The sequence below is a fragment of the Streptomyces pseudoechinosporeus genome (assembly GCF_054783935.1).
Genome location: NZ_BAAGPS010000078.1, coordinates 52,873 through 75,148, shown reverse-complemented (window position 1 = coordinate 75,148; position 22,276 = coordinate 52,873). Strand labels below are relative to the sequence as shown.

21 protein-coding genes are annotated in these 22,276 nt (G+C 69.1%); 12 read left to right on the top strand and 9 right to left on the bottom strand.

The features are described 5' to 3' along the window. Positions 1 to 201: 201 nt before the first annotated feature. The 4 genes from ACYVO6_RS43365 (at position 202) to ACYVO6_RS43350 (ending at position 5,006) form a co-directional block, all read left to right on the top strand. Entirely contained in the window at positions 202 to 1,503 is a 1,302-nt protein-coding gene (locus ACYVO6_RS43365) for a sugar ABC transporter substrate-binding protein (RefSeq protein WP_461071424.1), read from the top strand. A gap of 88 nt (positions 1,504 to 1,591) precedes the next feature. Continuing rightward, on the top strand, positions 1,592 to 2,587 hold the full coding sequence (locus ACYVO6_RS43360; protein WP_461071422.1) for a carbohydrate ABC transporter permease: 996 nt from the start codon (positions 1,592 to 1,594) through the stop codon (positions 2,585 to 2,587). Next, positions 2,584 to 3,498: a carbohydrate ABC transporter permease gene (locus ACYVO6_RS43355; protein WP_461071420.1), complete on the top strand. Its 915-nt coding sequence runs from the start codon at positions 2,584 to 2,586 to the stop codon at positions 3,496 to 3,498. The genes ACYVO6_RS43360 and ACYVO6_RS43355 overlap by 4 nt, the downstream gene beginning before the upstream one ends. A gap of 8 nt (positions 3,499 to 3,506) precedes the next feature. Further along, positions 3,507 to 5,006, top strand: coding sequence for a glycoside hydrolase family 3 protein (locus ACYVO6_RS43350; RefSeq protein WP_461071418.1), 1,500 nt, complete (start codon positions 3,507 to 3,509; stop codon positions 5,004 to 5,006). Between the two features lie 98 nt (positions 5,007 to 5,104). On the opposite strand, the gene nagB is transcribed toward ACYVO6_RS43350, so the two are convergent. Then, complete coding sequence (gene nagB / locus ACYVO6_RS43345) at positions 5,105 to 5,890, bottom strand: glucosamine-6-phosphate deaminase (protein ID WP_461071416.1); 786 nt, start codon at positions 5,888 to 5,890, stop codon at positions 5,105 to 5,107. A gap of 512 nt (positions 5,891 to 6,402) precedes the next feature. On the opposite strand from nagB, the gene ACYVO6_RS43340 reads away from it, so the two are divergent. Next, positions 6,403 to 7,869 carry a sensor histidine kinase gene (locus tag ACYVO6_RS43340; RefSeq protein WP_461071525.1) on the top strand — a complete coding sequence of 489 codons (1,467 nt, stop codon included), beginning with the start codon at positions 6,403 to 6,405 and terminating at the stop codon, positions 7,867 to 7,869. 191 nt (positions 7,870 to 8,060) lie between these two features. On the opposite strand, the gene ACYVO6_RS43335 is transcribed toward ACYVO6_RS43340, so the two are convergent. Continuing rightward, positions 8,061 to 8,318, bottom strand: a complete 258-nt coding sequence (locus tag ACYVO6_RS43335) for a WhiB family transcriptional regulator (RefSeq protein WP_016639615.1) — start codon at positions 8,316 to 8,318, stop codon at positions 8,061 to 8,063. 317 nt (positions 8,319 to 8,635) lie between these two features. Then, on the bottom strand, positions 8,636 to 9,604 hold the full coding sequence (locus ACYVO6_RS43330; protein ID WP_461071414.1) for a diacylglycerol/lipid kinase family protein: 969 nt from the start codon (positions 9,602 to 9,604) through the stop codon (positions 8,636 to 8,638). 91 nt (positions 9,605 to 9,695) lie between these two features. Here ACYVO6_RS43330 and ACYVO6_RS43325 point away from each other — a divergent pair, with 91 nt between their 5' ends. Further along, positions 9,696 to 10,145: a hypothetical protein gene (locus ACYVO6_RS43325; RefSeq protein WP_461071412.1), complete on the top strand. Its 450-nt coding sequence runs from the start codon at positions 9,696 to 9,698 to the stop codon at positions 10,143 to 10,145. A gap of 227 nt (positions 10,146 to 10,372) precedes the next feature. Here ACYVO6_RS43325 and ACYVO6_RS43320 read toward each other — a convergent pair whose 3' ends face one another. From ACYVO6_RS43320 to ACYVO6_RS43310, 3 genes are all read right to left on the bottom strand, one after another. After that, on the bottom strand, positions 10,373 to 11,464 hold the full coding sequence (locus ACYVO6_RS43320; RefSeq protein WP_461071410.1) for an RNA polymerase sigma factor SigF: 1,092 nt from the start codon (positions 11,462 to 11,464) through the stop codon (positions 10,373 to 10,375). Continuing rightward, positions 11,461 to 11,874, bottom strand: a complete 414-nt coding sequence (locus tag ACYVO6_RS43315; protein ID WP_328768733.1) for an ATP-binding protein — start codon at positions 11,872 to 11,874, stop codon at positions 11,461 to 11,463. Before ACYVO6_RS43315 ends, ACYVO6_RS43320 begins: the two co-directional genes overlap by 4 nt. A gap of 251 nt (positions 11,875 to 12,125) precedes the next feature. Then, positions 12,126 to 12,386, bottom strand: coding sequence for a UBP-type zinc finger domain-containing protein (locus tag ACYVO6_RS43310; RefSeq protein ID WP_165341782.1), 261 nt, complete (start codon positions 12,384 to 12,386; stop codon positions 12,126 to 12,128). 61 nt (positions 12,387 to 12,447) lie between these two features. On the opposite strand from ACYVO6_RS43310, the gene ACYVO6_RS43305 reads away from it, so the two are divergent. Beyond that, positions 12,448 to 14,046: a Na+/H+ antiporter gene (locus ACYVO6_RS43305; RefSeq protein ID WP_461071407.1), complete on the top strand. Its 1,599-nt coding sequence runs from the start codon at positions 12,448 to 12,450 to the stop codon at positions 14,044 to 14,046. A 19-nt stretch (positions 14,047 to 14,065) separates the two neighbouring features. On the opposite strand, the gene ACYVO6_RS43300 is transcribed toward ACYVO6_RS43305, so the two are convergent. Then, complete coding sequence (locus ACYVO6_RS43300) at positions 14,066 to 14,851, bottom strand: IclR family transcriptional regulator (protein WP_461071405.1); 786 nt, start codon at positions 14,849 to 14,851, stop codon at positions 14,066 to 14,068. Between the two features lie 166 nt (positions 14,852 to 15,017). Between ACYVO6_RS43300 and ACYVO6_RS43295 the strand changes: the two genes are divergently transcribed. The 5 genes from ACYVO6_RS43295 (at position 15,018) to ACYVO6_RS43275 (ending at position 20,594) form a co-directional block, all read left to right on the top strand. Next, the gene (locus tag ACYVO6_RS43295; RefSeq protein ID WP_461071403.1) at positions 15,018 to 16,355 is read left to right on the top strand and encodes a sugar ABC transporter substrate-binding protein; all 1,338 of its coding nucleotides are present in this window, start codon (positions 15,018 to 15,020) and stop codon (positions 16,353 to 16,355) included. Further along, positions 16,352 to 17,302, top strand: a complete 951-nt coding sequence (locus tag ACYVO6_RS43290; RefSeq protein WP_461071401.1) for a carbohydrate ABC transporter permease — start codon at positions 16,352 to 16,354, stop codon at positions 17,300 to 17,302. The genes ACYVO6_RS43295 and ACYVO6_RS43290 overlap by 4 nt, the downstream gene beginning before the upstream one ends. Beyond that, positions 17,299 to 18,246, top strand: coding sequence for a carbohydrate ABC transporter permease (locus tag ACYVO6_RS43285; RefSeq protein ID WP_165341777.1), 948 nt, complete (start codon positions 17,299 to 17,301; stop codon positions 18,244 to 18,246). Before ACYVO6_RS43290 ends, ACYVO6_RS43285 begins: the two co-directional genes overlap by 4 nt. Positions 18,247 to 18,423: 177 nt before the next feature. Further along, positions 18,424 to 19,341 carry a 5-dehydro-4-deoxyglucarate dehydratase gene (locus ACYVO6_RS43280; RefSeq protein WP_461071399.1) on the top strand — a complete coding sequence of 306 codons (918 nt, stop codon included), beginning with the start codon at positions 18,424 to 18,426 and terminating at the stop codon, positions 19,339 to 19,341. Beyond that, on the top strand, positions 19,338 to 20,594 hold the full coding sequence (locus tag ACYVO6_RS43275) for a glucarate dehydratase family protein (RefSeq protein ID WP_461071397.1): 1,257 nt from the start codon (positions 19,338 to 19,340) through the stop codon (positions 20,592 to 20,594). The genes ACYVO6_RS43280 and ACYVO6_RS43275 overlap by 4 nt, the downstream gene beginning before the upstream one ends. Before the next feature lie 14 nt (positions 20,595 to 20,608). Here ACYVO6_RS43275 and ACYVO6_RS43270 read toward each other — a convergent pair whose 3' ends face one another. Together ACYVO6_RS43270 and ACYVO6_RS43265 are read right to left on the bottom strand one after the other, a co-directional pair. Then, a complete protein-coding gene (locus ACYVO6_RS43270) occupies positions 20,609 to 21,544 on the bottom strand; it encodes a 1-aminocyclopropane-1-carboxylate deaminase/D-cysteine desulfhydrase (protein WP_461071523.1) in 936 nt (311 codons plus the stop codon). Positions 21,545 to 21,626: 82 nt separating this feature from the next. Beyond that, positions 21,627 to 22,217: an N-acetylmuramoyl-L-alanine amidase gene (locus ACYVO6_RS43265; RefSeq protein ID WP_461071396.1), complete on the bottom strand. Its 591-nt coding sequence runs from the start codon at positions 22,215 to 22,217 to the stop codon at positions 21,627 to 21,629. Positions 22,218 to 22,276 lie beyond the last annotated feature (59 nt).

Below are 22,276 nucleotides of genomic sequence, written 5' to 3'. Positions count from 1 at the left end.
AGTCCACCACCTTGAAGTGGTCCACCCGGTTCCAGTGAACTCACCTGCTCTTTTTGCCACTTTCCTGCTTAAAGGTTCTTGAATATGTAGTTCTCATAACGGACGTCCGGACGGCCCTGCTCTCCATTGACACCCTCCTAGGTCTAGGCCAATCTTCCGCTACTGGTCTACACCACTGGTGGCCAGGCGAGGAGGGGTGACATGAAGCGCAAGCTCATCGCGGCCGTCGGTGTCGCGGGCATGATGGTCTCCATCGCGGCGTGCGGAGGCGGCGGCAGCGAGGCAGCCGAGGATCCCAAGGACCGCAAGGGCGAGTTGACGGTCTGGCTGATGGTGGACGCTCAGACGAGCTGGCCGGAGCTGGTCAAGCAGGCCAATGCCGAGTTCAGCGAGAAGTACCCGGGCGTCAAGGTCAACGTCCAGTACCAGCAGTGGGGCGACAAGACCAAGAAGCTCGACGCCGCCCTGTCCGGCGACAAGTTCCCCGACGTGGTCGAGCTCGGCAACACCGAGACCATGACGTACATCCTCAACGGGGCCCTCGGCGAGATCGACGAGAAGAAGTACGACAACTCCGACACCTGGATCGACGGCCTGAAGGACACCTGCTCCTACGAGGGCAAGATGTACTGCGTGCCCTACTACGCCGGTGCGCGTGTGGCCATCTACAACAAGGACATGTTCAAGGCCGCCACCGGCAAGGACACCATCCCCGAGACCGAGGCCGATCTGACCGAGGCGCTCGGGCAGATCGAGGCCGAGTACGGCAAGAAGGACAAGGCGTTCTCCCCGCTCTACCTGCCGGGACGCTACTGGTACGCCGCCATGTCGTACGTCGCCGCCTACGGCGGCCAGATCGCCGAGTACGACGAGGGCAGCAAGAAGTGGAAGGCCACGCTCTCCTCGCCCGAGGCGCAGCAGGGCATCCAGCACTACGTCGACCTGGTCAAGAAGTACAACAACGGCGACCAGACCAAGGACGAGCAGGACCACGCCAACGTCATGGCCAACCAGAAGACGGCCCTGATCTACGGCAACGGCTGGGAGTCCGGCAGCGTCATCGACCCGGCGGCCAACGGTAACCCCAAGCTGAAGGACAAGATCGTCACCGCCGGCATGCCCGGCCCGAACGGCAAGGCGCTGCCCAGCTTCATCGGCGGCTCCGACCTGGCCACCGTCTCCAAGTCCGAGAACCAGGACCTCGCACAGGACTGGATCTCGATCTTCACCAGCGAGAAGTCGGAGGCCGCGCTCGCCGAGAAGGACATCCTGCCGAACAACACCAAGCAGCTGGAGCCGCTGAAGACGAAGCCGGAGACGGCTCCGATCGCGAACGCTGTGCCGGACGCCTGGTTCACGCCCATCGCGCCGGGCTGGGCCGCGGTCGAGAAGAAGGAAACGCTCGAGCTGATGCTGCTCGACATCCTCAAGGGCACGTCGGTCGAGGAGGCCACCAAGGCCGCCGACGCGGAGATCGACGAGCTGATCAACGAGGCCTCCTGACGCCTTGATCCGTCGGGGACGGCGGGCCAACCCCCTGGGCCCGCTGTCCCCGCACCCCGGTTACCGGTTCGAACGGAAGGCCAGCACAGTGAGTGCCGCCGAAACGAAAGCACCCGCCCCTCCGGTGTCCGTCCCGCCGCCGCCCGCGCACCACGACACCCCGCGGGCGGCGGCCGGGAGAGCGCCGAGGAGGCGAGTGGGCGCCTATCTGCCGTACGCCCTGATAGCCCCGACCGTCGTGGCGATCGCCGCGGTGTTCGTCTGGCCGCTCGTCAAGACGGTGATCATGTCCTTCCAGGACGTGGGCCGCCGGGAGCTCTGGACGGGCCAGGCTGCCGAGTGGGTCGGCTTCGAGCAGTTCACCAACATCCTCGGCGACGGCGAGTTCTGGGACGTCGTGTGGCGCACGGTGCTGTTCATGGTCGCCTGCGTCGTCGCCACCATGGGCGTCGGGCTGCTCCTCGCCCAGGCCATGCAGCGCATGAGCACATGGATCCGGCTGGCCCTGACCGCGGCGCTGGTCGCCGCCTGGGCCATGCCGCTGCTCGTGGCGACGTCGATCTTCCGCTGGTTCGCCGACTCCGACTACGGCGTCGTGAACATGGCGCTGACGAAGTATCTGGGGCTGGACTTCCGCGGCCACAACTGGTGGCTCGACCCCAAGCAGGGCTTCCTGATCATCGCCGCCGTCGTCATCTGGGGCGCCATCCCGTTCGTCACCATCACCCTCTACGCCGCCCTCACCCAGGTACCCAGGGAACTGGAGGAGGCGGCGGCGCTGGACGGCGCGGGCGCGTTCGGCGTGTTCCGCTACGTCACCTGGCCCGTCATCAAGCCGGTTTTCCAGATGGTCGCCACGCTCTCGGTGATCTGGGACTTCAACGTCTTCGGCCAGGTCTTCCTGATGCGCGGCAACGAACCGGAACCCGAGTACAGCCTCCTGGGCATCTACTCGTTCGAGAAAGCCTTCGAGTCCAACTCCTTCAGCCAGGGCGCGGCCATCTCGCTCATCACGGTGCTGCTGCTCTCCGGTGTGGCCGTGTACTACCTGCGCCAACTGCTCAAGATCGGAGAGGTCGAGTGAGCGCCACGACGTCCACGCGCCCAGGGCGGCTTGCCCGCCCGGGATCGCCCGCCCGCCCAGGGTCCCGCCCCGCATCGCGTCCGGACCGCAAGAAGAAGAGCCGGCACGTCTACAACCTCGTCGGCCTCGTCGCCCTGATCGTGATGGCCTTCCCGGTCTACTGGCTGGTGGTCAGCGCGCTGCGGCCCAACCACGAGATCCGCAGCTACGACCAGACGCTGTGGCCGTCCTCGGTCTCCTTCGACAACTTCAAGCGGGCGATCGACGCTCCGAACTTCGGCTCGGCGATCCAGTCGAGCCTGATCATCTGCGTCACCGCCGTGGTCGGGGCGATGGTGCTGTCGACGATCGCCGCCTTCGCGATCGGACGGTTCCACTTCACCGGCCGCAAGGCGTTCATGATCACCCTTCTGGTGATCCAGCTGCTGCCGCCGACCGCGATGCTCATCCCCATCTACATCCAGCTCAACGGCCTGGGCGCGCTCAACGAGTACTGGGGCGTCATCGTCATCTACCTGGTCTCCGCGCTGCCCTTCGCCACCTGGATGATCCGCGGCTTCGTGATCAACATCCCCAAGGAACTGGAGGAGTCGGCGATGGTCGACGGCTGTAGCCGGATGGGCGCCTTCTGGCGCGTCATCTTCCCCCTGCTCGCTCCGGGCCTCGCCGCGGCCTCGATCTTCTCGCTCATCAACGCGTGGAACGAGTACCTGCTCGCCTACGTGGTGCTCCAGGACAACGACAAGTACACCCTGAACGTGTGGCTGATGAACTTCACCACGTCCCGAGGCGTCGACTACGGCGCGCTGATGGCCGCCTCGACACTCATCGCCCTCCCGGTTGTCGTCTTCTTCATGCTCGTTCAGAAGAAGATGGCCTCGGGCCTCACCTCCGGCGCCGTGAAGGGATAACGCCACCGATGACGACACTCACCGATGGAACCTCCACCCTGACCCGCGATGCCCTCGCCGTCCTGCAGCCCGGCTTCACCGGGACCTCGGCTCCCTCCTGGCTGCTGCGGCGGCTGGGAGAGGGCCTGGCCTCGGTCGGCCTCTTCGGCCGGAACATCGCCTCGCCCGCGCAACTCTCCGTCCTGACCGCCCAGTTGCGCGCCGAGCGCGACGACGTCCTGGTCGCCATCGACGAGGAGGGCGGCGACGTCACGCGCCTGGAGGTGCGTACGGGATCGTCGTTCCCGGGCAACCACGCGCTGGGCGCGGTGGACGACGTCGCATTGACCCGGGAGGTCGCTGCCGAACTCGGCCGCCGCCTGGCCGCCTGTGGCGTCAACCTCAACTGGGCCCCCTCCGCCGACATCAACTCCAACCCCGGCAACCCGGTCATCGGCGTACGCTCCTTCGGCGCCGACGCGTCCCTGGTGGCCCGGCACACGGCCGCGTACGTATCGGGACTTCAGTCCGCGGGCGTGGCGGCCTGCACGAAGCACTTCCCGGGCCACGGCGACACCGCGGTCGACTCGCACCACGCGCTGCCACGCATCGACGCGGAGCTGTCGGTCCTGCACTCCAGGGAGCTGACCCCGTTCCGCGCGGCCATCGAGGCGGGCGCACGCGCGGTGATGAGCGCCCACATCCTGGTCCCGTCCCTGGACCCGACGCATCCCGCGACCCTCTCCCACCGCATCCTCACGGGCCTGCTCCGCAAGGAATTGGGCTACGACGGCCTCATCGTCACCGACGGCATGGAAATGCAGGCCATCTCCGCCACATACGGCATCGAACGGGGCAGCGTCCTCGCGATCGCCGCGGGCGCGGACGCCATCTGCGTGGGCGGAGGGCTCGCGGACGACGCGACGGTACTGCGCCTCAGGGACGCACTGGTCTCAGCGGTACGCGCGGGCGAACTGCCGGAGGAACGCCTGGCGGACGCGGCGGGGCGAGTACGGGAGCTGGCGGCCTGGACGGCTTCGGTGCCGGAGGCCGTTTCGGCCGGGCACTCCGGGAAGGCGCCCCGTGTCGACGTGGGCCTGGTCGCGGCGCGGCGTGCGCTGACCGTGACACGTGCGGAGCACTTCGTGCCGCTCGCCGAGGCGCCGTACGTCGCCGCCTTCACGCCCGTCGCCAATATCGCCGTCGGTGATGAGACGCCGTGGGGAGTCGCCGCCGAGCTTCGGCGGATGCTGCCGGGCACGGAGACGGGGCGTTTCGCGGGGGAGCGGGCCGGGGCCGAGGTGCTCGCGGCCGCGGAGGGCCGGCGGATCGTCGCCGTGGTGCGTGACGTCCACCGCCACGCCTGGATGGCCGACGCCCTGGACACCCTCCTCGCCGCCCGACCCGACACGATCGTGGTCGAGATGGGCGTACCCCAGTCCCCGCCGCGGGGCGCGCTGCACATCGCCACGCACGGGGCGGCCCGTGTCTGCGGTCTGGCAGCGGCGGAGGTCATCGCCGGGACGTGAGCCGACGGCCACGCTCCCCCGAGCGAGGCGAGCGACAAGCGAGGTGCCGGGTCCTGCACTCCAGGGACCCGGCACCTTCGTACGCTCGGAGGCGAACCCTAAATACCCTGCCAGTCCGGCTTGTTGGCGTACGTGTGCCGGAAGTAGTCGGCGTGCTTCAGCTCGGACGCCGCCGCCTCGTCCACGACGACCGTGGCATGCGGATGCAGCTGGAGCGCCGAGGCGGGACACACCGCGGCCACGGGCCCCTCGACCGTCGCCGCGACGGCATCCGCCTTGCCCTCACCCGTGGCGAGCAGCACCAGATGCCGCGCCTCCAGAATCGTCCCGATCCCCTGAGTGATGACGTGATGCGGAACCTGCTTGATGTCCCCGTCGAAAAACCGGGCGTTGTCGACCCTGGTCTGCTCGGTCAGCGTCTTGATCCGCGTACGCGAGGCGAGTGACGAGCAGGGCTCGTTGAACCCGATGTGCCCGTCGGTCCCTATGCCGAGCAACTGGAGATCGACCCCGCCGGCCTCCGCGAGCGTCTTGTCGTACGCCTCGCACGCCGCCTGCACATCCGAAGCCGTCCCGTCCGGGCCCATGAACGCCCCGGCTGCCAGCCCCAGCGGCTCCAGCACCTGACGCCGCAGTACGGAACGGTACGACTCGGGATGCTCGGCCGGCAGCCCCACGTACTCGTCGAGCTGTGCGATCCGGGCCCGCGAGACATCCACGGTCCCGGCACTCACCTTCGCCGCCAACGCCTCATAAACGGGCAGCGGAGTCGAGCCGGTCGCCACACCGAGCAGGGCGTCGGGCTTACGCCGGAGCAGCGCCGCCATGGCCTCGGCGATGAGCTCGCCACCTGCCGCGGCGTCCGGAACGATGACAACTTCCACGCTGGGCCTGCCGTTCTGAAGGAGGGGACTCAACGAACTCAACGACATCTGTGGTTTAGACCAATCTAGCAGAACCGCAATCTGCTCCCGCTCCTGAACCGTCCGGGGTTAGGGTGCGTGGTGGATACTGAGCGCGAGGTTGTTGGATAAAGAGACAACAACAAACATCCATCAACGCATGGACAGGGCGGAGTGGTCTAGTCCACAATTGCGGAGACAAAGCTTGAAAGCGCAACGGAACGATCAAGCAGTCTGACCGACCAAGCCTCCGTCTTCCCCGCACAGGAAGGCGGACCGAGGAACCGGGGCTCTCTGCCCTGACTGCGCCGGCTCCTCATCCTTCGGCCGACCGGGACCGCACACCCCACGGCCGTTGCTGCTCCGGGCTGCGGTGCCGGGAGGGTTGAGGGTCCCTCTCAGGCGCCGCGGCCCGCGGGTGTTTCCGGGGGCGTGCGGCCGGCTGATTTCGGGTCTTGTCGTACACGACGGGTACGCTCGCACTCGTGCCCTCCATGAACGACCTCGTCCGCCAGCACACCGCCCTCGGTGACTCCGATCTCGAGTGGCTCCACCTGCTGGTCTCGGAGTGGCAGCTCCTCTCCGACCTCTCCTTCGCCGACCTCGTCCTGTGGGTCCCCACGCGCGACGGCACCCGCTATGTCTCGGTCGCCCAGATGCGCCCCAACACCGGCCCCACCTCGTACCAGGACGACATGGTCGGCCACCTCGTCCCCCGCGGCCGTCGCCCCATGCTGGACGCCGCCCTGGACGAGGGCCGGATCGTGCGCGAGGGCGACCCGGAGTGGCGCGAGGAGGTCCCCGTACGGGTCGAGTCCATCCCTGTAAGCAGGGAGGGCCGTGTCCTGGGCGTCATCGCCCGCAACACCAACCTGCTCACCGTGCGCACGCCCTCGCGGCTCGAACTGACCTATCTCCAGAGCGCGTCCGACCTCGCCCAGATGATCGCGGCGGGTTCCTTCCCGTTCCCGAACCAGCAGGTCGACATGGACGCCTCGCCCCGGGTGGGCGACGGCCTGATCCGGCTGGACGCGGACGGCCTCGTCCAGTACGCGTCGCCGAACGCGCTGTCCGCGTACCACCGCCTGGGCCTCGCCTCCGACCTCGTCGGCCACCACCTCGGCAGGACCACCGCCGAACTCGCCCCGTCCCGCGGCCCGGTGGACGAGGCCCTGGCCAAGGTCGCCAGCGGCTGGGCGCCCCGTGAGTTCGAGATCGAGAGCGACGACGGCGTGATCCAGCTCCGCGCGATCCCGCTCAAACCCAAGGGCACGCGGGTCGGTTCACTCGTACTCCTGCGGGATGTCACCGAACTCCGGCGCCGCGAGCGCGAGTTGATCACGAAGGACGCGACCATCCGGGAGATCCACCACCGGGTGAAGAACAACCTCCAGACGGTCGCGGCCCTGCTGCGGCTCCAGGCCCGCCGTATCGACTCCGACACGGGCCGCGAAGCCCTCGAAGAGGCCGTACGCCGCGTCGGATCGATCGCGATCGTGCATGAGACGCTCTCTCAGAACCTGGACGAGCGCGTCGAGTTCGACGAGATCGCCGACCGTGTACTCGCCATGGTGGCCGAGATCTCGCCGGGCAAGGTCACGGGCCGGCGCACCGGCCGCTTCGGCATCCTCGACGCCGAGGTCGCCACCCCGCTCTCCATGGTCCTCACGGAAATTCTGCAGAACGCGCTCGAGCATGGCTTCCGCGAGGGCGACCGCGGCACCGTCGAGGTCTCGGCGGTCCGCGGCGGCACCACCGCGGAGACCCGGCTCCTGGTCACCGTCCAGGACGACGGCATCGGCCTCCCACAGGGCTTCGACCCGCAGCGCTCGGGCAACCTCGGCCTGCAGATCGTACGGACCCTGGTGGAGGGCGAGTTGGGCGGTACGTTCGACATGGTTCCGGCACCCGAGCGCGGTACGCGGGTGATCCTGGACATCCCGGTGCGGGTGCGTAAGTAACGCACGCGGACGCAGAAGTCACACCAGTGGTCACACACAGCAATGAGCCCCGGATCACTGAGTGATCCGGGGCTAGTGCTCGTGTGCTATGCGCTTGCGCATCGGCGGGGTACTGCGCGCTGCGGCTCGGGGGCGGGAGAAGCGTACTCGCCGTACGCGCCGCCAAGCTCAGGCTGTTGCGGGGTGGGTTGTCAGGCGGAGGCCTGACGCGCCCGGTTGCGGGCGGCGCGGCGCTTCATAGCGCGGCGCTCGTCCTCGCTGAGACCACCCCAGACGCCGGAGTCCTGGCCGGACTCGAGCGCCCACTGCAGGCACTGCTCCATGACGGGGCAGCGGCGGCAGACGGCCTTGGCTTCCTCGATCTGCAGCAGCGCAGGACCGGTGTTGCCGATGGGGAAGAAGAGCTCGGGGTCTTCCTCGCGGCAAACGGCGTTGTGACGCCAGTCCATGGCTGCTACCTCTCCTTGGTATTACATACAGGTTGCTTGTGAATGTGAACGCTTTCACGAATCCCTCAACAAGTGAAGGGTCGACTACCAGACGGACTGGCGTCGTCCTTGATGTGAGGAGGGGTTCTGGCTCTCTGTGGGGCCGATTCTGCGGGCCGCCCCGAGCGCCACGTAGAGACTCGCAAACCTCAGCGGCGGATACAACCCCTTCTGGAAAGTTTTTTTTGATTCCTCGGTGTCGACTAGGTCACAGCCGTACTTCCATGGGGTGGATCCTGGCCTAAACGTTCGAGTGAAAGGACTTTAGCCCCTTCTGCTCACACAATCACACGCAGTGCACGGCGAACGCCTGTGAACGTCACGCTCGTACGCAGTCCCAGATGGTCGCCGTCCATCTGAAGGGGGAGTGGCACCTTCGAATGCAAGGTGAAGTCCGTCAGGTCGTGCAGGGAGAGGGCGTGCTTGCCATGGGGGCCCTTCTCGGGGGACGAAGTGAGCAACTGCGTGGCATATCGGGCGACCGCCGGCGTGGACATCCGGCGGAGACCCAGTACGTCCAGGCCAGTTTCGAACGAGGCTTTAGGTGACGCATACACCGGGCGATTGCCGAGATACGTCCACGGAGAGGTGTTACAGACGATGGACATCACCAGATCGGACACCGGGTCCTCACCGGCCCGCTCCAGGGTGATCATGCCGTGCCGGCGATGGGGCTCGTCCAGGAACTGGCGTACCGCCTGGCGCAGATAAAGAGCGTGCGTGGAGCGCTTGCCGCGCTCGCGCTGCTGCTCGACCCGGCCTATGACGCCCGCGTCGAAGCCGAAGCCCGCGCAGAAGGTGAACCAGCGGGACGGGACCGCCTCGTCCTCGGTGCCCGCGGTGCCGGCCGCGATACCGAGGCCGACCGTGCGTTCCCGGCCCTCGCGCAGCGCGTCGAGCAGGGCGCCGGTGGCCTCCACGGGCTCGTTGGGCAGTCCCAGGGCGCGGGCGAAGACGTTGGTGGAGCCGCCGGGGACCACGGCGAGGCGGGGCAGGCGGTCGGGGGCGGGGCCCTGGTGCAGCAGGCCGTTCACGACCTCGTTGACCGTGCCGTCGCCGCCGAGGGCCACGACCAGCTCGATGTCCTTGCTCTCCGCCGCCTGCCGGCCGAGGTCCTTGGCGTGCCCGCGGTACTCGGTGGTGACCGCCTCGAGTTTCATCTCGCTCGCCAGGGCGTGGATCAAGACGTCACGCGTGCGTGCGCTGGTGGTAGTAGCTGCCGGATTGACCACGAGAAGTGCACGCATGCGATGCAGCGTACCTACCTGGGTGTACTCGGCCCATACCGAGGTGGGATCGGGCGGACGGGGGAAAGCACCCTGGGGCTACGCTTCAGGGGTGAGCTCTGCGCAGACCCCCAGCCCGGACGCCCCCGAGACAGGCCCCCGCCCCGGACGGCTGACCGCCGCGGCGGCGCTGGCCGCCCTTGAGGGCCTCGCCCTGGTCGCGGCGGGTGTCTACATCCTGGTGATGGGGCTGGCCGGTGACCCGGACGACCGGCAGCAGGCCGTCACGGGCGGGATCACGCTGGTCGTGCTCGCGCTGCTGCCGCTGCTGGCCGCGCGCGGTCTGCTCAGGCAGCGCAGCTGGAGCCGGGGTCCCGCGATCATCACGCAGATCATGGCGCTGCCGGTGGCCTGGACGCTCCTCCAGGCCGACAGTCTGGCCATCCCGGGCGGCATCGCCCTGGCCGTCGTCGCGGTCGCGGCGCTGGTGCTCCTGCTGAACCCGGAGACGACCCGGGCCCTCGGGATCCGCGGACCCGGGAACGTGCAGGGCCAGAAGTAACCGGCGCATTCAGCCTCGTACGAGATCAGGCTCGTAACAGCCCTTACTGAGCGGACTTGCCGAAGTCCGGTGAGCCATCGCGCCCCTTCAGGGGCGCGGGGCTGTATCAATGTGCGGCTCCGCCGCGATGGGGGTCCCCCCGCTCGAGCGAAGCCGAGAGTGGGGGAGCGACCAGCCACGACGGATCCGCAGATGCCGACCTGCCCAACCAGCGGAGCGCTTGGCGCCTACTCCTCGACGAGCAGCTTCTCCCGCAGCTGGGCCAGTGTCCGGGCCAGGAGGCGCGAGACGTGCATCTGGGAGATGCCGACCTCCTGGGCGATCTGCGACTGGGTCATGTTGGCGAAGAAGCGCAGCAGCAGGATCCGCTTCTCGCGCGGCGGCAGATCCTCCAGGAGCGGCTTCAGGGACTCTCGGTACTCGACGCCCTCCAGGGCCTCGTCCTCGGAGCCCAGCGTGTCCGCGACTGCCGGGGACTCGTCGTCCGTGTCGGGAACGTCCAGGGAGAGCGTGGAGTACGCGTTGGCCGACTCCAGGCCCTCCAGGACCTCCTCCTCCGAGATGGCCAGCTTCTCGGCCAGCTCATGCACGGTGGGGGAGCGGCCGTGCTGCTGCGAGAGCTCCGCGGTGGCCGTGGTGAGCGACAGGCGCAGCTCCTGGAGCCGGCGCGGGACGCGCACCGCCCAGCCCTTGTCGCGGAAGTGCCGTTTGATCTCGCCGACGACCGTCGGCGTCGCGTATGTCGAGAACTCGACGCCGCGCTCCGGGTCGAAGCGGTCTACCGACTTGATCAGGCCGATGGTGGCGACCTGCGTGAGGTCGTCCAGCGGCTCGCCGCGGTTGCGGAAGCGGCGCGCGAGATGCTCGACGAGCGGGAGATGCATCCGGACCAGTTGGTTGCGCAGCTCCGCGTACTCCGGGCTGCCGTCCGGCAGCTTGCGCAGCTCGATGAACTTGGCCCGCGCCCCGCTGCGGTCCTGGTGGCCGTGCTGTACGACCGAGGCACCCTCGGTGCCGTTGCCCGAATGTCGCTCGTGCTGCTCGTGCTGCTCGCTCATAGTCCCGCCCGTCACCCGCAGCCGCCCTTCCGGGGGCGCTCCCCCAGACTCCGTCCCGGGAGATCCCCCTGGACCCCCGAGCAGAGGGGCCCCGGCCGCCGAGGAGTCGTCCTCCGGATGCGGCCGGGCCTGCTGCTCGGGGATGCCGTCGACACCCTCCGACGCCATGCGTCGGGGCCCGCTGGGGCTGCCGACGCCCTCAGCGGGAAGTTCCCTTGTGCCGCGCTCTTCGTCCCGCACCGGCCCGTCCCCGTTCCTCACGCCGGCCCGGGTCCCGCGCCGCGCTGTTTGTAGAGGCTGATCGAAACGGTCTTGTCGTCGGCGACCGAGGAGGACACCTTGCCCGCGAGGGCCGACAGCACGGTCCAGGCGAACGTGTCCCGCGAAGGGGCGTGGCCGTCGGTGGTCGGGGCCGAGACCGTCACCTCCAGCGAGTCGTCGATCAGGCGGAAGACACAGCTGAGCACCGAACCGGGCACGGCCTGCTGCAGCAGAATCGCGCACGCCTCGTCGACCGCGATGCGCAGGTCCTCGATCTCGTCGAGGGTGAAGTCCAAACGCGCCGCGAGGCCGGCCGTGGCCGTACGCAGCACCGACAGGTAGGCACCCGCAGCCGGCAGCCGGACTTCCACGAAGTCCTGGGTCGCGGGCTCGCCTGCGAACTGGGACACCCTCACCTCCAAGGTGGTACAAGCTCTATCGGGGGCCGAGGGTCGCCCCTCGGGGTAACGCGCTACTTGGTTCAGCGGTGACGCTATCGCGCTCTCAGCTTTTCTGTCCCCGGGACCCCAACCCGTTGTTGTCACTCATAGTAAACATAGTTATACGCACAGTGGCTAGGGGTCTGCGGGCCCAATTGGGAAGAGCGCGCGCCGGGTTGACGTACCCAGGCGTCAGACCGTCGAATCTTACGGATCCAGGGTCACACGATGACGTGATCGACGAAGCACCATCGCCAGCTCTCGCCGGGCTCTAGTGAGCGCATCATCGGATGTCCCGTCTCCTTGTGGTGCTCTGTCGCGTGCCGCATCGGCGATGTGTCGCAGCAGCCTACGTGACCGCAGTCCAGGCACAGCCGGAGCTGCACCGGGTGCGTGCCCGCGGCACGGCACTCGAGGCAGGTCTCGCTCAGCGGTCCGGGTTCCGGACGCGGCAGCGAGGCGGTGTGCGTGCACTGTTTCATGATGGCCAGGTTACGACGGGCGCGGTGAAAACATTTCAAGAACGAAGGCGGGCCGGAACCGATGCATGTGATGCCCCTGCTTCTGCTGATCGCGGGCTGCGCCGCGATCGCCGGCGTGGCCCGCCGCACCCCGGTCCCGCCGCCCCTGCTGCTCGTCACGGTGGGCCTGGCCGTCTCGTACGTCCCAGGGGTGCCCGAGTACGCCCTCGACCCCGAAGTGGTGCTGCCGCTGCTGCTGCCCCCGCTGCTGTACACGGCGGCCACGGACAGCTCGTATCTCGATCTGAGGGCGTCCATACGGCCCGTGGCGCTGCTGTCGGTGGGGTACGTGCTGTTCGCGACGCTCGTCGTCGGCTGGGCCGCGTATCTGATCGTGCCGGACCTGCCGCTCACCGCGGCCCTGGTGCTCGGCGCGGTGGTGGCGCCGCCGGACGCGGTGGCGGCGACGGCGGTCGCCCGCCGGGTCGGGCTGCCCTCGCGGCTCACCACGATCCTGCAGGGCGAGTCCCTGGTGAACGACGCGACTGCGATCACCGCTTTCAAGGTGGCGCTCGCCGCCGCCGTAGGGGAGGGCGCGACCTGGGCGGGCGGCATCGGCGAGTTCCTGATCGCGGCGGTCGGCGGCATCGGGATCGGGCTCCTGCTGATGGTGCCGATCCACTGGCTGCGTACGCACCTGAAGGAGGCGCTGCTGCAGAACACCCTCTCCTTGCTGATCCCCTTCTTCGCGTACGCGGTCGCCGAGCAGGTGCACGCCTCCGGAGTGCTCGCCGTGGTCGTCGTCGCCCTCTATCTCGGGCACCGCTCCTGGCAGGTCGATTTCGCCACCCGGCTCCAGGAGGAGGCGGTGTGGAAGATGGTCGCGTTCATCCTGGAATCGGCGGTCTTCGCGCTGATCGGCCTGCAACTGCCCGTCGTCCTGAGGGGGCTCGGGGAGTACGAGGGAGTCAGTGCCGTCTGGTATGCGGTGGCCCTCTTCCTGGTGGTCGTCGCCGCCCGCTTCATGTGGGTGTATCCCGCGACGTTCCTGCCGCGCATGCTGTCCCCGCGGATCCGGGAGCGGGAGGAGAACCCCACCTGGAAGGGGCCGTTCATCGTCGGCTGGGCCGGGATGCGGGGTGTCGTCTCGCTCGCCATCGCGTTCTCGGTCCCGCTGACGATGCACGGCGGCGAGGACTTTCCCGGACGCAACCTCATCCTGTTCCTGACCTTCACGACGGTCATCGGGACGCTGGTCGTGCAGGGGCTGTCGCTGCCCCCGCTGATCAGGATGCTGAAGCTGCCCGGGCGCGACGCACAGGCGGAGACACTCGCGGAGGCGAACGCCCAGGCGCAGGCGTCCCGGGCCGCCGAGCGGCACCTGGACGAGCTCCTCGAGGACGAGCGCAACGCCCTGCCGCCCCCGCTCGCCGAGCGCCTCCGCTCGGTTCTGGAGCGGCGCCGCAACGCCGTGTGGGAGCGGCTCGGCTCGGTGAACCCCGTGACCGGGGAGACCGTGGACGACACATACCGCCGCCTGTCGCGCGAGATGATCGGCGCCGAGCGGGAGGTGTTCGTGAAGCTGCGCGACGGTCGTTTCATCGACGACGAGATGCTGCGGACGTTGCTGCGGCGGCTGGACCTCGAAGAGGCGGCTGCCTACCGGGAGTCGGCGACCTGAGGGGGCTCTCGGGTGCCGGTCAGCGGATGCCTTCCGCGCGCAGCCGGGCCGCCAGGCGCCGGGCGTGCTCCTGGAGGACCGTGGCGACCTTGGCCGTCGCCTCGGTGGTTTCGGCGTCGGCGATGGGCATGGAGCAGCTGATCGCGTCGGTGGCCGGGATGCGGTAGGGGACGGTGACGCTGACGCAGCCGATGCCCCGGGTGTTCTGCTCGTGTTCGACGGCGTACCCGCGCTCCCGGGTCTCCCGCAGTTCGCGGGCGAGGGTGTCCCGGTCGGTGACCGTGCGTTCGGTGAGGGCGGTGAGGGGGCCCGACGGCAGCAGGGCGTCCGCCTCGGCCGCCGTCAGTTCGGCGAGCAGGGCCTTGCCGAGGGCTGTGGCGTACGCGGGGAGGCGGCGGCCCACGCGTGAAGTGGCCCGGTGCGGTTCGGTGGTCTCGCGGGTCGCGAGGTAGAGGACGTGGGAGCCGTCCAGCCGGGCGTAGTGCACGGTGTAGCCGGTGTCCTCGCGGATCTCCTCCAGGGTGTGGACGGCGTACGGCAACGCCTGGTCGGCATCGAGGTACGAGGTGCCGACGAGCAGCGCCCTGCTGGCCAGCCGGACCGACGTACCGTCGGCGGACGGCTCGACCCAGTGCATCGCGATCATCGTGTGCAGCAGCTGGTGCAGGCTGGAGCGCGGAAAGCCGGTGCGCCGGTGCAGCTCGGTGACGGGGATGAGTCCCTTCGCGTCGGCCAGCACCTCCAGGACCACCAGGGCTCGTTGCGCCGACTTCACCATCCTCGGCTCCTCCGCGACGGCGGACATGTGCGCTCCTCCCGAGATGTGCGGTCAGTAGTGACGGCTGAATTGACGACTGATTGACGACTGATACGGAACCGTACATTCCTTGACACGTGGCCGAAACCATTCTACGTTGCAGCAACCTTTTAGATTCATGAATCGCTTTCGCGTATGTGAATGGAGGTGGCGCATGGCTCAGCGACAGCAACGGGGCCGCCGCACAGCCGCCACACTCGCCGCCACGGCACTCGTCTTCTCGGCCGCCGCCTGCGGATCCGGATCGGACACCGCGGACTCCGGTGATCCGAACACCCTGGAGGTCTGGACCCGGAGCAATCCGGACGCCGCCGCCACCTACGAACGGGTCTTCGCCGCCTTCACCAAGAAGACCGGCATCAAGGTCGACTACCAGCCGATCGTCAACTTCGACCAGCAGCTCCAGAGCCGCGCCTCCACCAAGGACCTGCCCGACGTCATGATCAACGACAGCGGCTCGCTGGGCAGTTACCAGCGCCAGGGCCTGCTGAAGCCCATCGACCCCGACGCGATCACCGGTCACGAGCAGATCGACGGCAAGACCTGGGGCACGGCTCGCGGACTTGACGGACGTACGTACGGAATCCCGTACTCCCGCCAGGCCATGACCCTCATGGTCCGCAAGGACTGGCGCGAAAGGGTCGGCCTGCCGCAGCCCAGGACCTGGCAGGACCTGCTCACCCTCGCCAAGGCCTTCGCCACCCGTGACCCGGACGACAACGGCAAGAACGACACATACGGCATGGTCGTCCCCGGCAGTGCCCAGAACGGGTACGCCGCCTGGTGGGCCGCCACCTTCCTCTGGCAGGGCGGCGCCTCACTCGTCGAGCCGGACCCTGACAACGTTGGCAAGTACCGCGCGGTCGCCGACTCCGAAGCCGCCGTACGCACCGTGACCTGGCTGAAGGACAACCTCTTCTGTGGCGCGAAGAACATCGTCCAGCCCAGCGCCCTGACCTCCACCACGGGCAACGCCACCAACTTCCAGGACGGCACCGCCGGGATGTACCTCACCGGCCCGTACAACATCGCCACCTTCGACGCGACGCCCGGCAAGGACAAGTACGAGGTCGTCCAGGCCCCGGCCGGACCCGACGGCGCCACCGCGCTGGCCGAGGGCGAGAACATCTACTTCGGCGCGAAGACCGGCAAGGCCGAGCAGGAGAAGGCCCTCGCCGAGTTCCTCATCACGCCCGAGGCGCAGCAGCTCGCGATGACCGGTGAGAACCAGCCCGTCGTCCGCATCCCCGTCAACACCACGCTCGACGCGGCGCAGGTACGGGACGACGAACGCTGGGCCACCGTGCAGAAGGCGTACCGCGACGCCTCGAAGCAGTTCCCCTCCGCTCTGGACTTCGCCCCGATCAGACAGGACACCGCCGACAGCCTCAACGCGGTGTTCACCTACTGCGGCAGCGACGTCCGCGCCGGTCTGCAGGAGCTCAACGAGACGCTGACCGGTGATCTCAAGGACCAGGACCTGATCTCATGACCGCAACCCTGACCCCCGCGGGCGTACCCAAGTCCCCGGTGCCCAAGTCCGAGGCGCCCAAGTCCCGTCGCCGGGGCGGCTTTCGGCGGGCCGCGCTCCCCTGGCTGTTCCTCGCCCCCGGTCTCCTCCTCGCCCTCGTCTTCAAGTTCGTCCCGATGGGCAAGGGCCTCTGGCTCAGCCTCTTCGAAGTACGGCCCTTCCTCGGCGACAAATGGGTCGGCCTCGACAACTACACCCGGGTCCTGACCGACCACCGCTTCCTGGACGCCATCAACAACACCCTGATCCTGGGCATCGGTCAGGCGGCCGGCGCGATCCTCGTCGGCTTCGTGCTCGCCCTGCTGCTCGAAGGTCAGACCCGCTCCCTGAAGTTCCTCCGCACCGCCGTCTTCCTGCCCGTCGTCACCGCGACGGCCGTGGTCGGCGAGATGTGGCGGCTGCTGTACTACCCGACCTCCGACGGTTTCCTCAACAGCGTGCTGGGTGTGGTGGGCCTCGGCCCTGTGCCCTTCCTGGACAACCCCGACACCGCCCTGTGGTCCGTGATGGCCATGGGCGTATGGATCGGCGCCCCGTACAACATGGTGATCATCCTCGCCGGTCTCGCGGGCGTCGACCGGACGCTGTACGAGGCCGCCGCGATGGACGGCGTCTCACTCTGGCAGCGGCTGCGCCATGTCACCCTGCCCGCCATCCGCCCCGCGCTCGCCATCGTCGTCACGCTCGCTGTGATCCGCAGCCTGCGTGTCTTCACCGAGGTGTACGTCCTCACCGGCGGCGGCCCGGCAGGCTCCACCGAGGTCTGGATGACCCGCGCCTACACCCTCGGCTTCACCCGCAACGACATCGGCGGCGCCTCCGCGGCCTCCGCCGTGCTGCTCGCCGTGACGCTGCTGCTCACGGTGACGGTCTATCGGCTCCGCACGAGAGGGGAGGCCCGCCGATGAGCGCCCCCACCACCGTCGATCCCGCCCCGGCCGCCGCTCGGCCTTCCGTACGACGTACCGCCAAGGAACCCCGCCACACCACGCCCGCGCGGTTCGACACCGCGCTCGGCTGGAGCGACCGGCCCGGCCTCGGCATGGCGCTGCGGATCCTGCTCTGCCTGCTCGCCCTCGCCGTCTTCGCGGCGCCGTTCCTGACGATCATCTCCGGCGCCTTCGACGAGAACGCGCGGGGCTCGGTGCTGTCGTTCTATCCGCACCACGCCACGCTCACCAACATGAGGGTGGCGGGCGACAGGGGCATCTGGGACTACTTCACGAATTCCCTCGTGATCGCGGGCGGCGGGCTCCTGCTCCAGCTGACCGTGTCCGTGCTGGCGGCCTACGCGCTGGCCCGGCACAGGTTCCGCGGACAGGCCCTCGTCATGACCCTCTTCATGCTGACGATGATGCTCCCCGAAGAGGTCATCGCCATCCCGCTCTCGCTCGTCCTGGGCGATGTGCCGGTGGTCGGCATCGACCTGAAGGGCACCGCCTTCGGCGTGATCCTGCCGGTCGGGGCCTGGGGTTTCTCGGTGATGCTGCTGGCCGAGTTCATGCGGGAGATACCGACGGAGATCGAGGAGGCCGCGCGGATCGACGGCGTCGGCGAGTTCCGGATGCTGTGGCAGATCGTGCTGCCGCTGTGCAAGCCCGCACTCGGCGTCGCCGGGGTGCTCGGCTTCATCATGATCTGGGACCAGTACCTGCTGCCGCTGATCGCCGCCAAGGACCCCACCGACTACACCGTCACCGTCGCTCTGTCCGTCCTCCGCAACGACCCCGAGATCGGCTCGGGCGTGGTACTGGCCGGTTCCGTCATCGCGCTCGTACCCAGCCTCGTCGTCTATCTGCTGCTCCAACGCTCGCTGGTCAGCGGCATCGCGGCCGGCGCCACCAAGGGCTAGGCGCTCCGCTAGGGGGCGGTTTGAAGCTGCGGGTTCGTCGTGGCTGGTCGCGCCCGCGCGGCGGAGCCGCAAATAGACACAACCCCGCGCCCCTATGGAGGCCTGCGGCCTCCATAGGGGCGCGGTATCGCACCGGACTTCAGCAAGTCCGCTTAGGCCCCACTCCCAGAGGAAGAGATGAAGTTCCCCAAGCTCAAAGGCGTGCAGTTCTTCCCGGTCACCCCGTTCGGCACGGACGGGGCCCTGACCGGGGATCTGCTCGCCCAGCACATCGACTCCGGCGTACGCGCCGGTGCGGGCGGCGTCTTCGTCGCCTGCGGCACCGGCGAGTTCCACGCGCTGTCGCCGACGGAGATCGAGCGTGCGACGCGCGTGGCCGTCGAGACGACCGCGGGCCGCGTCCCCGTCCTGTCCGCGGCCGGCGGGCCGGTCCCCACGGTCCTCGACCAGGTGGCACGCATCGAGCGGGCCGGCGCCGACGGCATCCTGCTGCTGCCGCCGTACCTGGTGACGGCCCCGCAGGAAGGCCTGCTGCGCTACGTCGAAACCGTGACCGCGGCCACCGCGCTGCCCGTCGTCTTCTACCAGCGCGGCACCGCCCGGCTCACCGCCGCGACTGCGGCCGCGATCGCCGCCCTGCCCGGGGTGGTCGGGCTCAAGGACGGCATCGGCGACATCGAGCTGATGCACCGCATCGTGCGCGCGGTGCGCTCCCTGCCCGACAGCGGCGACTTCCAGTTCTTCAACGGCCTGCCGACGGCCGAGATGACCGTACCGGCCTATCAGGGCATCGGAGTCGAGCTCTACTCCTCGGCCGTCTTCGCCTTCGCCCCGGAGATCGCGCTGGCCTTCCATCAGGCCCTGGCGCAGGACGACCAGACCCTGGTCGCCACCCTCCTCACCGAGTTCTACGCCCCACTCGTCGAGCTCCGCGACGAGGTGCCCGGATACGCGGTCTCGCTGGTCAAGGCAGGGGTACGGATCCGGGGGCTGGACGTCGGCGGAGTACGGCCCCCGCTGCTCGACCCCACGCCGGAGCACCTCGCCCGGCTCACGCAGTTGATCGACCACGGCCTGGAGGCGGTAAAGGCATGACCCTCGGCACCCGGATCCGCGAACTGACCATCACGCCCATCGCGTTCAGCGACCCGCCGCTCCTCAACTCCAGCGGGGTGCACGAGCCGCTCGCCCTGCGCTGCGTCCTGCAACTCGCCCTGGAGGACGGCACCACCGTCGGCCTGGGCGAGTCTCCGGGCGGCACCGACCGCCTCGAACGGTTCCAGATCGCCGCCCGCGTCGTCCCCGGCATGGACGTCTTCGACACCACCGCCATCGCCGCCGCGATCGACGCCGCGCTGCTGCCGACCGTCCCCAGCTCCCATGAACGCGGCTGGACCACCTCCGCCGTCGAGGTCGCCTGCCTCGACGCGCAGGGCAAGCTGACCGGTCGTTCCGTCTCCGACCTGCTCGGGGGCACCGTCCGCGACGCCGTCCCCTTCGCCGCGTACCTCTTCTACAAGTGGGCCGGACATCCCGCCCTCGACGGCCGCCCGGCCATCGGTGACGACTGGGGCGAGGCACTCGATCCGGCCGGCATCGTCGAGCAGGCCCGGCTGATGCAGGAGCGGTACGGCTTCCGTTCCTTCAAGCTCAAGGGCGGTGTCTTCCCGCCCGACGAGGAGATCGCCGCGATCCGCGCCCTCGCCGAGGCCTTCCCCGGCAGGCCGCTCCGCCTCGACCCCAACACGGCGTGGACCGTGGAGACTTCGCGCCACGTCGCCCAGGAACTGGACGGCGTCCTCGAATACCTGGAGGACCCCACCCCGACCATCCCCGGCATGGCCGAGGTCGCGCGGAGCGCCCCCATGCCGTTGGCCACCAACATGTGCGTCATCGCCTGGGAGCATCTGCGCCCCGCCATCGAGCAGGGCGCGATCCAGGTCCTGCTCACCGACCACCACTACTGGGGCGGCCTGCGCCGCACCCGCGAACTCGCCGCCGTCTGCGAGGCCTTCGGACTCGGCCTGTCCATGCACTCCAACTCGCACCTGGGCATCAGCCTCGCCGCCATGACCCATGTCGCCGCGGCCATCCCCAACCTCGACACCTCCTGCGACACCCACTACCCCTGGAACTCGGCCGACGACATCATCGTCCCGGGAGCCCTGGAACTGAGCGACGGCTGCGTCAAGGTCCCCACCGGTCCCGGTCTCGGCGTCGAACTCGACCCGGAAGCCCTGGAGCGGGCACACCGCCGCTACGTCGACTCGGGGATCAAGGACCGCGACGACACGGGTTATATGCAGCGGATTCAGCCGGAGTACGAGCGGAAGCTGCCCCGGTGGTGACCGGGTGAACGGACTTATCGGGTGAGGGGCGCTCCTGTGATCACGGCTGCGAGCCTCGTCCCGCGTGGGAAGGCCCCTTCTTCTGTGAGGGCGAGAAGTCCGTACAGCGCCTTGGCGACATAGAGGCGCTCGACGGGCAGGCCGTGACGCTGCTCGAAGTCGGTGGCGAAGGCGTCGAGTTCGGGGGTGGTGCGGGCGTAACCGCCGCAGTGGAAGCGGTCGTCGAGGGACCAGTCGCCGCGAGGGCCGCCGAAGGCCTGGCGCTGGAGTGTGCGTATCTCCGCGTCGAGGAAGCCGCCCTTGAGGACGGGGATGCCCAGGGCACGCTGAGTGGGGCCGATTCCCGCTGCCAGGCCCGCGAGTGTGCCGCCGGTGCCGCAGGCGAGCGCGATGACGTCGGCGTGGCCGCGCAGCTCCTCGCCGAGGGCGCGGCAGCCGCGTACGGCAAGGGAGTTGCTGCCGCCCTCGGGGATGACGTACGCGTCCTCGGCGCCGGCCTCCCGGAGGATGGCGGCCAGCGTTTCCGGCTCGCTCTTGCGACGGTAGGTCGATCTGTCGATGAAGCGCAGCCGCATGCCGTCGGCCGCGCACCGGGCGAGGGAGGGGTTGAGGGGGCGTTCGGCCAGTTCCTGGCCGCGGATCACGCCGATGGTGGGCAGGCCCAGGAGGCGGCCCGCGGCGGCGGTGGCACGCAGGTGGTTCGAGTACGCGCCGCCGAAGGTGAGGACCGTACGGCCCGCCGCGGCGCGCAGGTTCGGGGCCAGTTTGCGCCACTTGTTGCCCACCAGGTCCGGGTGGATCAGGTCGTCCCGCTTGAGCAGCAGCCGTACGCCGTGACGCGCGAAGCGCTCGTCCGCGACGTCCCGCAGCGGCGACGGCAGTCGCGGCCGCAGGACGGCGGGGTCGAGCGCTTCGGGGACGTGGGGGGCGTCGGAGGCCTTGGGGGCCACCGGGTCGTCTGGGCTGGTCACGCGACCATTGTCGGACAGGTGTCCGGGGCGGCGCTGCCGGGACGCCCGGACGCCCCGTACGTCACTTCAGGCGGTCGCGGATGCGGCCCCGCATGGAGGCCATGGTGAAGCCGCGGGGGTCGACCTTGCCCGGCTGCCATTCGAGGTGGCCGATCACCGAGCGTTCCGTCCAGCCGTGGTGGCGGCAGATCGCCGCCGCGGCCCGCTCGATCGCCTCCAGCTGGGCCGCGGGCCAGGGATCCTCGCCGTCGCCGAGGTTCTCGCACTCGAAGCCGTAGAAGTGGCGGTTGCCGTCGGTGTTCGCCTCGTTGTCCCGCGGGAGGCCCTTCTCGGCGATGACCGCGCGCAGTACGTCGTCGTCGCCGTACCCGGCGTGGTTGGCGCGGCCGTAGCCGACGAGGTGGACTCGGCCGTCCTTGGTGATGACACCGTGGCACAACGGGCCCGGCAGGCCGCTGTAGCCGTCGCGGCAGATCTCCACCGTCCGCTTGCTGCCCGATGTCACCGTGTGGTGGATCATCACGCCGTGGACGGGGCCCCAAGGGCCCTTGTGATTGCGGTTGTGATGCTCCCAGTCGCCTACTTCGACGACGGTGCAACCTTCGTCCCGCAGCCGCTCCAGGAATCTGCCCGCGGACATGGGTGAGGCCATGGCCGCCTCCTTACATGGGGGGCGCGACGGCCACCGGTCGCGGCCGCCTCGTACCGCCG

Excerpts from the sequence above, each read along its gene's own strand:
- ACYVO6_RS43265 (WP_461071396.1), bottom strand. The coding sequence starts at position 22,217 with ATGGCCTCACCCATGTCCGCGGGCAGATTCCTGGAGCGGCTGCGGGAC.
- ACYVO6_RS43305 (WP_461071407.1), top strand. The coding sequence starts at position 12,448 with ATGCATGTGATGCCCCTGCTTCTGCTGATCGCGGGCTGCGCCGCGATC.
- ACYVO6_RS43285 (WP_165341777.1), top strand. The coding sequence starts at position 17,299 with ATGAGCGCCCCCACCACCGTCGATCCCGCCCCGGCCGCCGCTCGGCCT.
- ACYVO6_RS43310 (WP_165341782.1), bottom strand. The coding sequence starts at position 12,386 with ATGAAACAGTGCACGCACACCGCCTCGCTGCCGCGTCCGGAACCCGGA.
- ACYVO6_RS43350 (WP_461071418.1), top strand. The coding sequence starts at position 3,507 with ATGACGACACTCACCGATGGAACCTCCACCCTGACCCGCGATGCCCTC.
- ACYVO6_RS43340 (WP_461071525.1), top strand. The coding sequence starts at position 6,403 with ATGAACGACCTCGTCCGCCAGCACACCGCCCTCGGTGACTCCGATCTC.
- ACYVO6_RS43330 (WP_461071414.1), bottom strand. The coding sequence starts at position 9,604 with ATGCGTGCACTTCTCGTGGTCAATCCGGCAGCTACTACCACCAGCGCA.
- ACYVO6_RS43280 (WP_461071399.1), top strand. The coding sequence starts at position 18,424 with ATGAAGTTCCCCAAGCTCAAAGGCGTGCAGTTCTTCCCGGTCACCCCG.
- ACYVO6_RS43275 (WP_461071397.1), top strand. The coding sequence starts at position 19,338 with ATGACCCTCGGCACCCGGATCCGCGAACTGACCATCACGCCCATCGCG.
- ACYVO6_RS43295 (WP_461071403.1), top strand. The coding sequence starts at position 15,018 with ATGGCTCAGCGACAGCAACGGGGCCGCCGCACAGCCGCCACACTCGCC.
- ACYVO6_RS43335 (WP_016639615.1), bottom strand. The coding sequence starts at position 8,318 with ATGGACTGGCGTCACAACGCCGTTTGCCGCGAGGAAGACCCCGAGCTC.
- ACYVO6_RS43365 (WP_461071424.1), top strand. The coding sequence starts at position 202 with ATGAAGCGCAAGCTCATCGCGGCCGTCGGTGTCGCGGGCATGATGGTC.
- ACYVO6_RS43300 (WP_461071405.1), bottom strand. The coding sequence starts at position 14,851 with ATGTCCGCCGTCGCGGAGGAGCCGAGGATGGTGAAGTCGGCGCAACGA.
- ACYVO6_RS43290 (WP_461071401.1), top strand. The coding sequence starts at position 16,352 with ATGACCGCAACCCTGACCCCCGCGGGCGTACCCAAGTCCCCGGTGCCC.